Origin of the sequence: Flavobacterium sp. FlaQc-30 (assembly GCF_044005885.1) — a bacterium.
Lineage (GTDB): Bacteria > Bacteroidota > Bacteroidia > Flavobacteriales > Flavobacteriaceae > Flavobacterium.
This window is the reverse complement of record NZ_JBIPCO010000002.1, coordinates 95,091-110,798: the sequence shown is the minus strand read 5'-3', so window position 1 is coordinate 110,798 and position 15,708 is coordinate 95,091. Positions and strand designations below refer to the sequence as shown.

Annotated in this window: 14 protein-coding genes; 4 read left to right on the top strand and 10 right to left on the bottom strand. The window is 32.2% G+C overall.

Annotated elements, in window-relative coordinates; genetic code table 11:
• Positions 1-132 precede the first annotated feature (132 nt).
• The gene (locus tag ACHRV0_RS05830) at positions 133-4,200 is read left to right on the top strand and encodes a T9SS type B sorting domain-containing protein (protein WP_395440190.1); all 4,068 of its coding nucleotides are present in this window, start codon (positions 133-135) and stop codon (positions 4,198-4,200) included.
• 57 nt (positions 4,201-4,257) lie between these two features.
• Here ACHRV0_RS05830 and ACHRV0_RS05825 read toward each other — a convergent pair whose 3' ends face one another.
• From ACHRV0_RS05825 to ACHRV0_RS05810, 4 genes are all read right to left on the bottom strand, one after another.
• Entirely contained in the window at positions 4,258-5,622 is a 1,365-nt protein-coding gene (locus ACHRV0_RS05825; protein ID WP_395440189.1) for an alpha/beta hydrolase family protein, read from the bottom strand.
• 41 nt (positions 5,623-5,663) lie between these two features.
• The gene (locus ACHRV0_RS05820) at positions 5,664-6,326 is read right to left on the bottom strand and encodes an SdpI family protein (RefSeq protein ID WP_129022958.1); all 663 of its coding nucleotides are present in this window, start codon (positions 6,324-6,326) and stop codon (positions 5,664-5,666) included.
• A 3-nt stretch (positions 6,327-6,329) separates the two neighbouring features.
• Complete coding sequence (locus ACHRV0_RS05815; RefSeq protein WP_089056237.1) at positions 6,330-6,584, bottom strand: autorepressor SdpR family transcription factor; 255 nt, start codon at positions 6,582-6,584, stop codon at positions 6,330-6,332.
• A 99-nt stretch (positions 6,585-6,683) separates the two neighbouring features.
• Positions 6,684-7,961, bottom strand: a complete 1,278-nt coding sequence (locus tag ACHRV0_RS05810) for an MFS transporter (protein ID WP_089056238.1) — start codon at positions 7,959-7,961, stop codon at positions 6,684-6,686.
• Between the two features lie 269 nt (positions 7,962-8,230).
• On the opposite strand from ACHRV0_RS05810, the gene bshC reads away from it, so the two are divergent.
• From bshC to ACHRV0_RS05795, 3 genes are all read left to right on the top strand, one after another.
• On the top strand, positions 8,231-9,820 hold the full coding sequence (bshC, locus tag ACHRV0_RS05805) for a bacillithiol biosynthesis cysteine-adding enzyme BshC (RefSeq protein ID WP_395440188.1): 1,590 nt from the start codon (positions 8,231-8,233) through the stop codon (positions 9,818-9,820).
• A 204-nt stretch (positions 9,821-10,024) separates the two neighbouring features.
• Positions 10,025-11,296, top strand: a complete 1,272-nt coding sequence (locus ACHRV0_RS05800; protein WP_395440187.1) for an acyltransferase family protein — start codon at positions 10,025-10,027, stop codon at positions 11,294-11,296.
• A gap of 217 nt (positions 11,297-11,513) precedes the next feature.
• Entirely contained in the window at positions 11,514-11,933 is a 420-nt protein-coding gene (locus ACHRV0_RS05795) for a nucleoside-diphosphate kinase (RefSeq protein ID WP_129022955.1), read from the top strand.
• A gap of 107 nt (positions 11,934-12,040) precedes the next feature.
• On the opposite strand, the gene ACHRV0_RS05790 is transcribed toward ACHRV0_RS05795, so the two are convergent.
• The 6 genes from ACHRV0_RS05790 to ACHRV0_RS05765 form a co-directional block, all read right to left on the bottom strand.
• Complete coding sequence (locus tag ACHRV0_RS05790) at positions 12,041-12,310, bottom strand: hypothetical protein (protein ID WP_129022954.1); 270 nt, start codon at positions 12,308-12,310, stop codon at positions 12,041-12,043.
• A 222-nt stretch (positions 12,311-12,532) separates the two neighbouring features.
• Positions 12,533-12,829: a DUF721 domain-containing protein gene (locus ACHRV0_RS05785; protein WP_089052934.1), complete on the bottom strand. Its 297-nt coding sequence runs from the start codon at positions 12,827-12,829 to the stop codon at positions 12,533-12,535.
• The gene (locus ACHRV0_RS05780) at positions 12,810-13,250 is read right to left on the bottom strand and encodes a hypothetical protein (RefSeq protein WP_395440186.1); all 441 of its coding nucleotides are present in this window, start codon (positions 13,248-13,250) and stop codon (positions 12,810-12,812) included. Before ACHRV0_RS05780 ends, ACHRV0_RS05785 begins: the two co-directional genes overlap by 20 nt.
• Before the next feature lie 211 nt (positions 13,251-13,461).
• Positions 13,462-14,058, bottom strand: coding sequence for a Zn-dependent protease (locus tag ACHRV0_RS05775; protein WP_395440185.1), 597 nt, complete (start codon positions 14,056-14,058; stop codon positions 13,462-13,464).
• Between the two features lie 208 nt (positions 14,059-14,266).
• Positions 14,267-15,220 (bottom strand): signal recognition particle-docking protein FtsY, encoded by a 954-nt coding sequence (gene ftsY / locus ACHRV0_RS05770; protein WP_089052932.1) that lies wholly within the window; start codon positions 15,218-15,220, stop codon positions 14,267-14,269.
• Positions 15,221-15,488: 268 nt separating this feature from the next.
• Entirely contained in the window at positions 15,489-15,641 is a 153-nt protein-coding gene (locus ACHRV0_RS05765; protein ID WP_071634818.1) for a DUF4295 domain-containing protein, read from the bottom strand.
• Positions 15,642-15,708: the final 67 nt, after the last annotated feature.

Here is a 15,708-nt window from a genome sequence, read left to right as displayed (position 1 = left end):
GAAATTATTTTTTGCAAAAATACGAGATATTTAGAGATTTTTATGGGAAAGATTCTATAAGCAGTCGTTTTAGATTTTTGATTTTGTTTTGTAAGATATTTAATTAATTTTACTCCTATCCAAAACAAACCTATGAAACATAAATTACTTTTATTTTTTTTGTTCATTGCAATTCAATTATATTCTCAAAACAAAAACCAATCCATTGGTTTTAAAGAAAATAAAGGTCAAATTGTAGATCAAAAAGGAAAACCCAATACCGCTGTAAAATATTTATTGAATTCTAATGGATTAAATGTTCAATTAAAGAAAAATGGATTCTCATATGATATTTACGAAGTAAAGAAAACACCTATTGTTTGTTCTAAAACAGCAAAAACACTTCCAGATTTAACTTTTGACAAGGAAAATAACGAAAACCAAGAGTTTAGTTTAGAATATACATACCATAGAATCGATATTGAATTTCTAAACTCAAATTCAAAAGTAGAATTAGTTGCTAAACAAAAGTTAACCGATTTTGACAACTACTACAATATTCCTAATAAACCTGAGGGAATTACCAACGTATATCAATTCAAAGAAATTACGTATAAAAACATCTATCCAAATATTGATGTTATTTTTACAATTCCTGCCGATCCTCAAAAAACAGTCGAATATAATTTTGTAATTCATCCAAAAGGAAAAATTTCTGATATTCAATTAAAATTTACTGGAGCTGAAACTAATTTAGTTGATAATAAAATCCAAATGAATGTTCGTTTTGGAAAAATGAAAGAAACGCTTCCTTCGAGTTGGATTGAAGACGGAAATAGTAAAACGGAGATTGAGGTTGAATATAAAAAAATAAATAAAAACACTTATGGATTTAATTCAGTAGATTGTTCTAATGAAAAAACGATTGTAATTGATCCTGTGCCAATAAGATTGTGGGGAACATATTATGGCGGTGCAGAGTTCGATTATGCAACCTCAATTTTCACAAAAGACGATTTTGTCTATATGGCTGGAGTAACCTACAGCATCAGCAATATTGCTTCTTCTGGCTCCTTTCAAACATCTTATTATTCAAGCACAGACTATGATGCTTTTTTTGTTAAATTTAATCCTGATGGCACTCGTATTTGGGGAACTTATTTTGGCGGGAATTTTGCTGATCAAATTATGAAAATTAAAGTCTCAAATAATGACAACATCTATATAGCTGGTAAAAGTCTAAGCCCTACAAATATTTCAACTTCAGGAACTCATCAACCAGTAAAAAATCGTTATTTTGATGGTTTCGTGGCCAAATTTGATTCGAACGGCATTAGAAAATGGGCTACTTATTACGGAGGATCAGACAACGAATCTATAAATAGCATTTTAATTGATTCAAATGAAGACTTTTACATTTTTGGAGAAACTAATAGTACCGCAAATATTGCGACACCCAATTCTCATCAAAGTAATGTTGGAAACACATCGGATGGTACACAAGATGGCTTCATAGCTAAATTTAATATTGCAGGTGTTCGTCAATGGGCAACATATTACGGAGGAAGTAAAGCAGATGCTATTTTTGATGCCGAATTTGATTCAGATGGAAATATTATTATTCTTGGCTCTACAGGAAGCAGCAACAATATATCGACAGTAAATTCTTATCAAGAAACAAATCTTAAATCAGATGGCTTCTTAGCAAAATTCACACCAAATGGAAATATACTATGGGGAACCTATTTTGGTGGCGAAGGTGATGATTATTTTCTCAACATGGGAGTAGACTCAAATCATAACATTTATTGTTTTGGAAAAACAAACAGTATCCAAAACATAAGCACTTCAGGTGTTTTTCAGGAAACCTATCTTCGAACTCAAATTTCAATTAATCAAAATACTAGTAATGGTTGTATTTTTAAATTCAACGGTAATGGTCAAAAGATCTGGGGATCTTACTTTTTTCCAGAAACATTAGGAGGATCTGTTTCAAAAAATGGTTCTATTTACTTTGCAGGACGGGCTGAAAATGGATTTTCACCTACAATAAATGCTTACCAAGAAACCCGTAATCCTGGAACAGAGTCCTATCTTGTAAAATTCAATACAAATGGACAAAGAGAATGGGCAACATACTTTGGCGGAGAAATGGCAGATAATGCATTGATCACAGATGTAGATAACAAGTCAAATATTTATTTGGCAGGAGCAACAAATAGTACAACAAATATTGCAACCCCTGGTACATATCAACTAAATCTATATCCTAAAATTAATAGTTATACCCCAAATATTGGAGATGCTTTTCTAGTAAAATTTAAAGATTGCCAATCGAACTTAACGGCCTCTAGTAACTCACCCGTATGTATTGGCAAAACATTAGAACTTACGGCCTCAGGAGGAACAAACTATTCCTGGACAGGACCAAACGGATTTGTATCTACTGATCAAAACCCAAAAATTATAAATACAACAACTTCAAACTCCGGTGAATATTCATGTACAATTACAGGAAGTGGAGATTGTGATGACATTAAAAAAATCAGTGTTATAATTGGTGATATAGAAGCTCCAGTTCCTAAAATGAATATTTTACCAATAATAACTGGAGATTGCAACACTGTAATAAATACAATCCCAAGTGCTGCAGATGCATGTGCTGGACAAATTACTGGAACAACTACAAGTCCATTATCTTATAGCTTACCTGGAACTTACACAATTGTTTGGAATTATAACGATGGAAATGGAAATTCATCAACTCAAAATCAAGTTGTAGAAATTACAAGTGTTCCTATTCCTACAGTAAATTCTACTCAAGACTTCTGCATACAGCAAAATGCAACATTAGCCAATATTCAAATTACAGGAAATACTATAAAATGGTATAACGCCCTAACGGCTGGAACACTTTTACCAGATACAACTTTACTTCAAAATGGAATAACGTATTATGCATCGCAAACTATTAATGGATGTGAGAGCGAAAGAATTCCAGTAACAATTACAATTCAAAATACTCTAGCACCAACAGGAAATGCAAATCAGCCTTTTTGTGCAAGTCAAAATGCCACAATTGCCAATATTCAAGTTATCGGAACTTCAATAAAATGGTACGATACATTAACTAATGGTTCTTTGTTAGCAGGAACAACAAATTTGATTAACGGAAAAACTTACTATGCTTCGCAAACAATTAATGACTGCGAAGGCCCGAGATTTGGAGTTACTGTTTCAATCGTAAATACGCCTCCTGCTCCAACAGGAAACGTAAATCAGTCTTTTTGCAAAAACGAAAATGCAACCTTAAGCAGTATTCAAATTTTAGGGCAGAATATAAAATGGTACGATACCAATATGTCTGCAGCCACTTTACCAAACACTACTTTATTAGAAGACAACAGAACATACTACGCTTCTCAAACTATTGGATGCGAAAGTGATAGAACTCCTTTTTTAGTTAGAATTTACGACACCACATTACCAACAGGAAGTAATAATCAACAATTTTGTATAGATGAAATTGCTACTATCGAAAATTTAAATATAAATGGGACCAATGTTAAATGGTACGATGCCGCAACAAACGGAAATATATTACCCGAAACAACTTTATTACAAAACAACATCTATTACGCATCGCAAACATTGAATAATTGCGAAAGCCCACTATTTGCCATAACTGTAAAAATTCAGGATACTCAAATCCCACTTGCTGATTCACCACAAGCATTTTGTATTCAGAAAAATGCTACTATTAATGATATTGATATTACAGGGCAAAATACAAAATGGTTCGAAAGTGCTTCTTCGACAATTGTGTTATCGGAGTCAACTCCTTTAGAAAATGGAAATACTTATTATGCCACTCAAACCTTAAATAACTGCGAAAGCGACAGAATTCCTGTTACCATAAATATTCTTGAAGCGACACATAAAGATTGCATTAATTTAGTTGATGAACTTCCTTTTCCTAATTTTTTTACTCCAAATGATGATGGTTACAATGACACTTGGTCCATTAATTTTGATTATCTCGCACCAAATAGTAGTATCAAAATATATGATCGTTATGGAAAACTCCTTAAACAACTAAGCAAAAATACTTCTTGGGACGGAACTTTCAGCGGTCAGGATTTACCTGCTTCCGATTATTGGTTTACGGTTACTCGAGCAAATGGAACCGAATTTAGAGGTCATTTTAGTTTGAAACGATAAAAAAACAACCGCAAAAGTATATTTTGCGGTTGTTTTTTATTTACAACATTTTTTAACTTATTTCGTCTGTAATAAAACCCACCTTGATATTTCTTCTAAAGTTATTGGAGAAAAAGTCTGTTCAATTTTTTCATATTCATCTGGCGAACCTGTTTTACACTCCTGAAACAAATGATTTAAATCAGGTGAAATTTTAGCCGTCACTTTTTTATTTCCCGCTTTTGCTAAAGTCTTTTCTATCACTTGTAAATTAACTTCTGCAGGGACTTGCAAATCTTTACTTCCATTAAGCGCTAAAACTGGACATTTTACTTTTGCTAAAGCAACTGCTGGATCCATTTTTATAAAAGTGTACCACCAATTACTTGTAATTTGGTGCGTCGCCGCTTTTGCTTGATTCTCATCAAATTTTGAATTAAAATAAGTACCTACACTCTTTTTGAAATTTTCATCATTTGCAGAAGAAGCCAAAACAAGATCGTAAGCCCCCTTTAAAATTTCTTGTCTTTTTTTAATTTCCTCGTTAGAAACACCACTTTGTCTCTCTATTAATTCGGTTTGTAAAAGTAATAAAGCATCGCCACGCAAACCAGGACCTGCCAATAAAACAATAAAATCAACATCTTTAGAATTTCCTGCTATAATAGGTGCGATTAGTCCACCTTCACTATGGCCTATTAATCCTATTTTCTTTTTATCAATTTCTTTTCTTGTTTTTAAATAATCAACTCCAGCCTGAACGTCTTTTGAAAAATCAATCGTGGATGCTTTCGAAAAATCTCCTGTAGATTCGCCTGCACCACGATCATCAAAACGTAATACCGCAATGCCTTTTTTAGTCAAATAATCCGCTAAAACGAGGAACGGTTTATGTCCTAAAAGTTCTTCATCTCTATTTTGTCTGCCACTTCCTGTAATTAATATCACAGCCGGAAAATTCCCCTCTTTTTTAGGAAGAGACAAAGTTCCTGCTAAAACGACATTATCAGTTTTATTCTCGAATTTTACTTCTTCAGTATAATATGGGTAAGGCTTTTGCGGTTCCTGAGGTCTTGCATAAACTTGTTGTTGAATAGTTTCCCTAGATAAATCCAGTTCTAAAGATTGTCCTCCCTGCGTAAATTTTCCAACAACAATATTATCTTTATTCAAGGTACCCTCGTAAGAAATTTGAGCACTTGGAATTTCCAATTTTAAAATCGAATTTTCAAAAACAACTTTCCCCAAAGGAATTCCTGTGACTTTCTGATCTGGACTATCCATTGTCCCATTATATCCATTTTCTGCCTTGTTGACATGAAAAACAACTCTTAACTGCCCGTTCGGAACCTTCAAAAGTCCATTCCATTGTCCTGTAATTTCTTGTGCGTTCATTATAAAAGAAATTAAAGCTGTAATTATAATAAGTACTGTTTTTAACATTTTTATTTGAATAAGTGAATGATTTAATTGATTTTCAACCGTTACAGTTTTTCTTCTTTTTTCTCTAATTGCTTGAATTTGATAAAGGAATATGCAATTGGTACAAATGCTAAAACAACTCCGATAGCAATGAAAGCTTTAGCGAAAATAGGGCCTGAAAAAATAAGTGCCCCTAAAATGATAATTAGACCGCCGCCAAACCAAAGCTTACCTGCAAATACGTGCGTAGCTTTCCAAACTTCAGGATTTTCTAATGTCCACGGTGTTCTAATTCCGATAAAATAATTGGGCTGAATTACTTTAAAATAATTTCCTAATGCCATTAATAAAGCACCAATCAAAACATACATTAAATTCGGATTTGAAAAAGTTTGATTTTTTGAGATGTATATTATGAACAATGCAAGCAAAGACATAATCAAAATCAGAAAAAACTTCAATTGATAAAATTTAGACCCCATTAAAGAAATCCTTTTTTTAGGATCAAATTTTGCAGCCGCAATCGTAATAAGATACATTAAGCCCGGCAGCATAAAAACCAATACAATCAAGAAAGATTTATTTCCCCAATCGTCAATTTGTCCATTAATATTCCAATGTATTGGAACTCTTTCCGGAAGACTGTTCCAAATTGTACCTAAATACACAAAAGGAGCCAATACAATTCCAATAATTGGAAGCTCTTTTTTTAATTCTAAATTCATTTTTTATTTTTTAAAAGTTAATATCCATTGCAAGACATCCTCCATTATGGTGGTATTGATGGAATAAATGATGAATTGCCCTTTTTTTTCGGATGTAATTAAATCCGCTCGTCTTAAAATATCTAAATGATGCGAAATACTTGGTTTTGAAATATTAAATGCATCTGCAATTTCGCCTGCAGACATATCTTTCTGTCTTAAAAGCTCAAGAATTTCTCTTCTTGTTGCATCATTTAATGCTTTAAAAATATCATTCATTCTATTTATATATTTAGACAAATATCTAAATACTTTTTAAACTGACAAAAAAAAGCAGTAATTTTTAAATTACTGCTTTCCTATATCTTTAGAAATATCTTAAAACTTATGCTCCTCTTTACTGATTACCAAAAATGAAAATAATGAAATACAAGCAGCAGCTGTTAAATACAACCCTACATAACTTACGCTATAAGTAGAGGCTAAATAAATGGCAATCATTGGCGCAAAAGCAGCTCCAAGAATTCCTGCCATATTAAAAGTCAAAGAAGCACCAGAATAACGAACATTTGTTGGAAACAACTCTGATAAAAATGTTCCTAAAGGACCATAAGTGAACCCCATTAACCCCATTCCGATGCAGGCAAAAGTGGTAATTAAAGCAATGTTTCCAGTACTCAGAAAGTACGAAAAGAAAAAACCAAAAACTGCAATAGCTCCTGTGGCAATAATAAGCATTTTACGACGTCCGATTTTATCAGCAACTACTGCAGAAACTGGAATAAAAGCCGCAAAAAACAGTACGGAGAATAATTGCACTAATAATGCATCTCTTTTGACAATTCCTAAATCTGAAGTTGCCCAGCTCAATGTAAAAACGGTCATTAAATAAAAAACTAAAAAAGTTGTAATGGCAGCAAACGTTCCAAAAATTAACTGATTTTTATATGATTTTACCAATACTAAAAAAGGGATTTTAACTTCTTCCTTCTCTTTTTTAGAATTTTCAAATGAAGGTGTTTCAGTAATTTTTGTTCGAATATAAAAACCGACTACAACCAAAAGTGAACTCGCAATAAATGGAATTCTCCACCCATAATCCATAAAATCCTCATTACTCATAGAATCGGTTAACAATAAAAATGTTCCTCCCGAAAGTAACAATCCTATTGGAGCGCCTAGTTGCGGAAACATTCCGTACCAAGCACGTTTGTTTGGCGGTGCATTTTCTATAGCCAGCAAAACTGCTCCTCCCCACTCACCTCCTAAACCAACACCTTGCCCAAAACGACAAAGCATCAACAATAAAGGCGCCGCAACACCTATACTGGCGTAACTTGGCAAAAATCCAATCGTAACTGTAGAAATACCCATTGTTAATAAAGCCGCCACTAATGTAAATTTACGTCCGATTTTATCACCATAATGACCAAAAAAAGCAGAACCTAAAGGTCGTGATAAGAATGCAATTGAAAAAGTAGCTAACGATTCCAGAGTCGCCATAGTCGAATCTGAACTGGGGAAAAATAATTGTGGAAAAACTAATACAGCTGCATTAGCGTAAATATAAAAATCAAAAAATTCAATTGTAGTACCAATTAGGCTTCCAAAAAGAACGTGTTTTAAGGAGTTCTTCTTTTTTGGGTTAGTTTCCATGTAAAATAGATATATTTATTTCTGCTACAAAAATAGGTTTTCACCTCTAATAATTCAATGATACACAAATTAGTTTTAAACCATTTACACATTATTAACAAATTTAATGCGTTTTTACATTTTTACAACCCCTTAAAAAACTTAATTAAAAAACTGATTTTAAGACATTTATCTTAAAATTTAAAAATCAATTCTTAAGCAATCGTTAAAACCAATTTTGACTGTATATTTTCATTAAATTTACAGCTGTCAAAAATAAATTTCAAATTATGCCTACAGACTGTATCAGCTACCAAACTTCAGGATATTTTTCTAAACTAATACAAGATTATTTAGATCAAAAATCAGAATTAAAGCCGCTGTACAATCATTTTCCTACTTTAGAAAATTTTCAGAAACAAATCACTGAAAAGACGGTCAACTTTGACAATAACAATCGAATTCCTTTAGTAGAGACTTTAAAAAAGCAATATCAAAACATAGAAGTTTCGAATTCTACTAAACAGAACATTGAACTTCTTGCACTCGAAAATACCTTTACAATTACAACTGGACATCAACTAAACTTATTTAGCGGTCCATTGTATTTTTTATATAAAATTATTTCGACCATTAATCTTACTGAAGAATTAAAAGCGAAATACCCATCACAAAATTTTGTTCCGATTTACTGGATGGCAACAGAAGATCATGATTTTGAAGAAATTAACTATTTTAATTTTAAAGGAAAAAAATTCAGATGGAACAAAGAAAGTAATGGTCCAGTTGGAAGACTTTCGACTGAAGGTCTGGCAGAGTTTTTTGAAATTTACGCTTTAGAATTAGGCTCAAGTACAAATGCCAATGTATTAAAAAAGCTCTTTGCTGATGCTTATTTAAAACATGACAATCTAGCCGATGCGACTCGATTTTTAGCAAACAGCTTATTTGCAGACTATGGTTTAGTAATCTTAGATGCTGATGATGCACACTTAAAACGTGCCTTTATTCCGTATGTAAAAGAAGAACTAGAAAAACAAACTTCATACACAGCCGTTCAAAAAACAATTGAACAGCTTGCAGCATATACAATTCAGGTAAATCCGCGCGAGATTAATTTATTTTATATTGAAGATCATTTACGCGAAAGAATCATTTTTGAAAATGATAAGTACGTTGTAAATAATACAAAAATCACGTTTTCAAAAGAAGAAATTTTCAACCTTTTAGAAAGTAATCCCGAAAAGTTCAGCCCAAATGTGATAATGCGTCCGCTTTATCAAGAAATTATCTTACCTAATTTATGTTATATTGGCGGAGGCGGAGAAATTGCCTATTGGCTTGAATTGAAATCTTTTTTTGATGCGGTAAAAATTACGTTTCCAATGCTTTTAGTTCGTAATTCCGTTCTTCTAGCAACTGAAAAACAAGCTAAAAAAGCAGATCAGCTGCATTTAAGCTGGAAAGATTTATTTACCAAACAAGAGAATTTAGTCAACACAATCACACATAAAATTTCGACATTTCCTATTGATTTGACGCCGCAAAAAGATATTTTGAAAACACAATTTCAATATCTTTACGAACTGGCAGATCAAACTGACAAATCATTTTCGGGAGCTGTTAAAGCACAGGAAATAAAACAGACAAAAGGTCTTGAAAATTTAGAAAAACGTTTATTAAAAGCGCAAAAACGAAAATTACACAATCAATTACAACGTGTTATTGATTTACAGTGCGAATTATTTCCAAATAATAGTTTACAAGAACGCCAAACCAATTTTTCTGAGTTTTATTTAGAAAAAGGCGAAGAATTAGTACCGCTTTTATTGGAGAACTTGAAACCATTAGAAATGAATTTTAACATTATAACAATATAAAAAAGTCAGCCATGAATTGCACTAATTCACACTAATTTCTAGAAGCAAAAAAGTAATTCTAAAATTCATGCAATTCGTGACTAAAAAAACAATAAAGTAATAATTCTGAGAACCAAATAACCACCTTCTTCTCGAAATTATTGCCTCTCTAAACCAAATAGAAAAATTTTATAAAAACAAAAATTAACCTATTTACCAAAAACTATGACCAGAGAGCGCTTGATTTCGTTAGATGTCTTTAGAGGACTCACTATTTTATTGATGACAATTGTAAACAACCCCGGCGATTGGGGCAATGTTTATCCGCCATTATTACATGCCGATTGGAACGGATGCACGCCTACTGATTTAGTATTTCCGTTTTTCATCTTCATAATGGGTGTTGCGGTCCCATTAGCAATGCCGGATAAATTTTATGACGGTTCCACTTTTAATAAAATCCTAGTTCGCTCTTTACGAATGCTCTGTTTAGGGATTTTCTTTAACTTTTTTGGAAAAATTCAGTTATTTGGGCTCGAAGGAATCCCACTTTTAATTGGCCGATTAGCCATTACAATTGCCGTAGGTTATGCTTTAATGGGAAGTTTCAGTTCCAAAATTAAAAACATATTAGCCTTTTCAATTCTCTTTATTTATCTATTTCTAGCTTACAGCGGTATTGAAGCTTATAGCAGCGTAAGACTTCCAGGAGTTTTACAAAGAATTGCGATCGTTTATTTTGTCGTTTCTCTTTTGTACTTAAAAACATCTCAAAGAACACAAATTATAACTGGAATACTTTTACTATTTGGCTATTGGGCAATTATGACCTTAATTCCTGTACCCGGAATTGGTGAAGCTAACCTTGAAAAAGGAACAAATCTAGCTTCTTGGGTTGACAGTGTTTTACTAAAAGGACATATGTATCGCGGCACCATAACTTGGGATCCTGAAGGAATCTTAAGTACAATTCCATCAATCGTAAACGGAATTATCGGTTTATTAATTGGACAGGTTTTACAAGCAAATACGATCAAAATACAAAAAGCGCAAAAAATGGGCATCATAGGTACGATACTTATCTTTTTTGGTTTAATCTGGGACATCGTTTTTCCAATAAATAAATCACTTTGGACAAGCAGTTATGTTTTGTACACTACAGGATTAGCGACAGTATTTCTAACAATTTTATACTATATAATTGATATTAGCAATTACAAAAAAGGCTTCAAACCTTTTTTAATTTGGGGCGTAAATCCAATGATTGTTTTCTTTACTTCGCAAATTATTCCGCAGGCTTTAATAATGATCGAATTTCAGAATCCGCATAATACCTCAGAGAAAATCAACTTATTAAATTACTTATATAGTTTCGGGATTGCACCATTTTTCAACAATCCAATGACTGCTTCGCTGGCTGGCGCACTGACCTATGTTTGTATTTGGACGTTTATTCTATGGATATTCTACAGAAACAAATTAATATTCAAAGTATAAAAATGTTTCACCATATAAGTAATGTAAATTCATTTTAGAAAATGGCAAAACTTTTTAAGCTGTTTCACACACAGATTTAAATGAACTTACATTACTTATATGGTTTAAAAAAGCTTTTATTCACCGAAACATCATTCTAACGTGTTTTAATTACGAATTAATTAAAATCAATTCATAAAAAAAGTATACTTTTGCACAAAATTTAATAAAATAAAAAATGGCAACAAATAGAACTTTTACAATGATTAAGCCAGATGCTGTTGCAAACGGACACATCGGGAATATCTTAGCAATGATCACTAACGGTGGTTTTAAAATCGTTTCATTAAAATTAACTCAATTAACTGTAGCTGATGCTCAAGCATTTTACGCAGTTCACGCAGAAAGACCTTTCTACGGAGAATTAGTTGAATTTATGTCACGCGGACCAATTGTTGCTGCAATTTTAGAAAAAGAAAACGCAGTAGAAGATTTCAGAACTTTAATTGGAGCTACAAATCCTGCTGAAGCTGCTGAAGGAACTATCCGTAAAGCATATGCTACTTCAATTGGAGAAAATGCAGTTCACGGTTCTGACAGCGACGAAAATGCTGCAATCGAAGGCGCATTCCACTTTGCCGGAAGAGAGCAATTCTAATTTATGATTTTAGAGTTCAGTATTAATAATTACTGAACTTTACACATAATAAAAAGCCGTTTCAAAACTTGAAACGGCTTTTCTATTTTATTAATCTATGCAAACAATTAAGCGTTCTCTCTTTTTAAAGTATTTTCCATTTCCACTAAATCGACTAAATTACTTTTCAGGTTTAACTTTAAAGCATCGAAATTGCTATGATAAAAACTAGAAATACAACCTACTCTTTTTCCTTCTTCAAGAATAAAAATAGACTCATAAACACTGCCTTTTCCAGTCTCGAACATAGTAGCAAAACCATCTAATTCAGCGTATTTATATACTATCGATTTTCCTAATCCAAAGTAACGTTTCACTAGTATACTATCTTCATACATTGTTATACTGTTTGCCCGAGTTTTCAATATAGTTAACCAGAAAACAACAATAAACAATAAAAACAAAATAGCTAATATTATATTTTCCTTTAGCGATATAAAACATAAATAAATAGCCAAAAGAGGCAAAGCACTCAAATATGAGATTAAAACAATCGGGAAAATTTTAAACTTCGATTTTATGATTATCATAATTTACCTATCTTAAATTCCAAATGAGATTTATCTTAAAACAACGTCTTTCACAACCTCACGACCCAATTCTTCATTAATCATCTTAACGATTTTAGATTTTCCATGACTTAACTCTTCCCTTAAAACGGCCGACGCAAGTTCAACATAAAGCGTACTTCCTTTTAAAACAACATTTCTGGTGTATGTGTTCACTCCATTTCCCATCAACTGTCTCCATGCCTCTTTTACATCAATTTGATCCATTCCAGGCTGCAATTTATTCACCTGAATAATTTGCTGTAAAACATCGCCAATTGTACTTTGATTATTTAGTCTTTTTGCCATTTTCTAAAATATTAACTGGTCCTGCTTTTTTATAATGATATTCTTTATTTTGATCGTTCTTTACAACAAAAGTTTCATCTGAAACAGAAATCAACTCCTCACTCCATTTGGCATAATCTGTTTTATAATCCAAAAAAGTTCCTTTATCAGTAAATCTTACTGCAACATTTTCAAAAGTATTTGTAGTTAAAAAAGTACCATCTAACTGCGCCATAACTTTCGTACGAGTACCTTTATTTCCTTTTATCTGAAAATAATCAAAGTTCTCATTCATTCCGTATGCTTTTTCTTCACCTTTATCAAAAACCACCTTTTCAATTTCCCAGTAACCATTAAGTTTTTCAATATCTGCGGGTTTTATTTCTTGTTTACAGCTTATAAACAAAAGCGACAAAACCAAAACCATAAAAGTGTTTTTCATAATAATTTATAATATTAATTTGGAGCTTATTCCCGCTGTCCGCTGTATCTTTTCCTGCCTAAAGAAGCCAGAAAAAGGATGCCGCTCCCATCAGGGCTAGGACTCCCATTTTCAAAAAGAAATTTAGTGAATCACAAAGATAAACTTATATAACCAAAGTACTATTTAATTAACGACGAAGAATCTAAGTAAATATTGAAGTAAAAACATTCTAAATCAATTGCCAGCCTTTTCTCATTAAAAAACTCTTGCAACTCATACAAAACTCTTTTTCTTCATCAAGGGGATTTCCACCTTCAGCATCTCGCATTAAACAAGTCTTTACTGCACAATGAGGCAAACCTTCTGTATGCCCAAGCTCATGAAGAACTAACTTATAAAACTGTTCACTTTTGTTCTTTGGAGACAATCTAAAATCAGAAACCACACAGGCTTTTCCCGGTCTATAACCTAATCCCATAACACCCCAATCTACAACCCCTTTATATGTTGTACTAATATCACGGTTAGACAATCCAACAATTATAGAATCTTTGCCAATTTTATCCTTAAGACTTTTAATAATACTATCTGCTCGATATCTATTTCTGGGTTTATAAAATGAATTTTCAGGAAAGGATTTTTTTGATCTTAAAACTACATTTGGATTTATAGACTTAATTTCTACAAATACCTTTTGAGATTGTTCTGTTTTAAAATCACCCAAAGGCTGTATAACAATTACTTTTTGACTTTTAATACCATTTTCACTTTTATCCTTTTTACAAGAAAACACAAGAAAAAGAAAAACAAGAAAACAGTATTTCATAATCAAAATTACAGTAATAAATTATTGCTTAGTACGAAGCCTTTTAAGAACTCCCATAAAAAAGAATCCTATTCCTAGAACAAGCAGAACATAATAAAAAGAAAGACTGCTGTCTCTTAAAACATTTGCTAAAACAAAACACACCACACTTGCAAAATAAAATACAACTGCCGATATATTTTTTAAAGAAGAAAAACTCATTATTATTTTATTTAAAGAAACTGTCTACGAATTCATATTTATTAAAGACTTGTAAGTCTTCAATTCCTTCGCCAACACCAATATATTTTACAGGAATTTGAAATTGATCTGAAATACCAATCACAACACCGCCTTTTGCAGTTCCATCTAATTTTGTTACTGCCAATGATGTTACTTCTGTTGCTGCCGTAAATTGCTTAGCTTGCTCAAAAGCGTTTTGACCTGTTGAACCATCTAAAACTAAAAGCACATCGTGTGGAGCATCTTCAACCACTTTCTGCATAACACGTTTCACTTTAGAAAGCTCATTCATCAAATTAACTTTATTGTGTAAACGTCCAGCGGTATCAATAATTACAACATCAGCATTTTGAGCTACTGCAGATTGCAAAGTATCAAAAGCTACAGAAGCAGGATCACTCCCCATATTTTGTCTTACGATTGGAACATCAACACGATCAGCCCAAACTTGTAACTGGTCTATTGCAGCAGCACGAAATGTATCTGCAGCACCTAAAACCACTTTATAACCCGCTTTTTTAAACTGATAAGCCAGTTTACCTATTGTAGTAGTTTTTCCAACACCGTTTACTCCAACCACCATTAAAACGTATGGTTTTTTATCTTTTGGAATATCAAACTCTGTTCCTTCGCCTGTATTGGTTTCAGATAATAAACCACCTATTTCATCACGAAGAATTTGATTTAATTCGGCTGTACCTAAATATTTATCTTCGGCAACGCGTTTTTCAATTCTTTCGATGATTTTCAATGTAGTATTTACACCAACGTCTGAAGCTACCAAAACTTCTTCAAGATTATCTAAAACATCGTCATCAACTTTAGATTTTCCTGCAACAGCTTTGCTTAACTTAGAGAAAAAAGTAGTTTTCGTTTTTTCAAGACCTTTATCTAAAGTCTCTTTTTTTTCGGTAGAGAATAATTTTTTAAAAAAACTCATTTTTTATTTATTGTTAGTTGTAGATTGCTTCTTTAGGGCTTTAAAACAATCCTAATGCTTATAGAATACCTTTTGCTTTTAATTTAATCCCGACAAGAACAATATTCTTTACTTATCTTCTTTAGACGAGTAAAGATAAAGAGTATGGCGGGAACTAATGTTTAAAAAAAACACAAATTGTATGGTTTCTACAAATTTTTAAACAAATATAAAAAATAAAAAAGCTACTTCCGAATGAAAGTAGCTTTTCTATATATTGTAAATGTAATTATTTCTTTTTCAAGAAATTATCAACTTCTTCAGGAGCCATAATAGATTCTACGAATGTATATGCACCAGTTTTAGGAGATTTCACCATTTTGATGGCTTTTGATAATCTCTTAGAAGATGTTTGTAACGATGCTACGGTTTTCTTTGCCATGATTCAAATGTTATTTGAAGTTTTATAAAACTCAAATGGCCAAACCACTGAGACTTATAAATCTCTA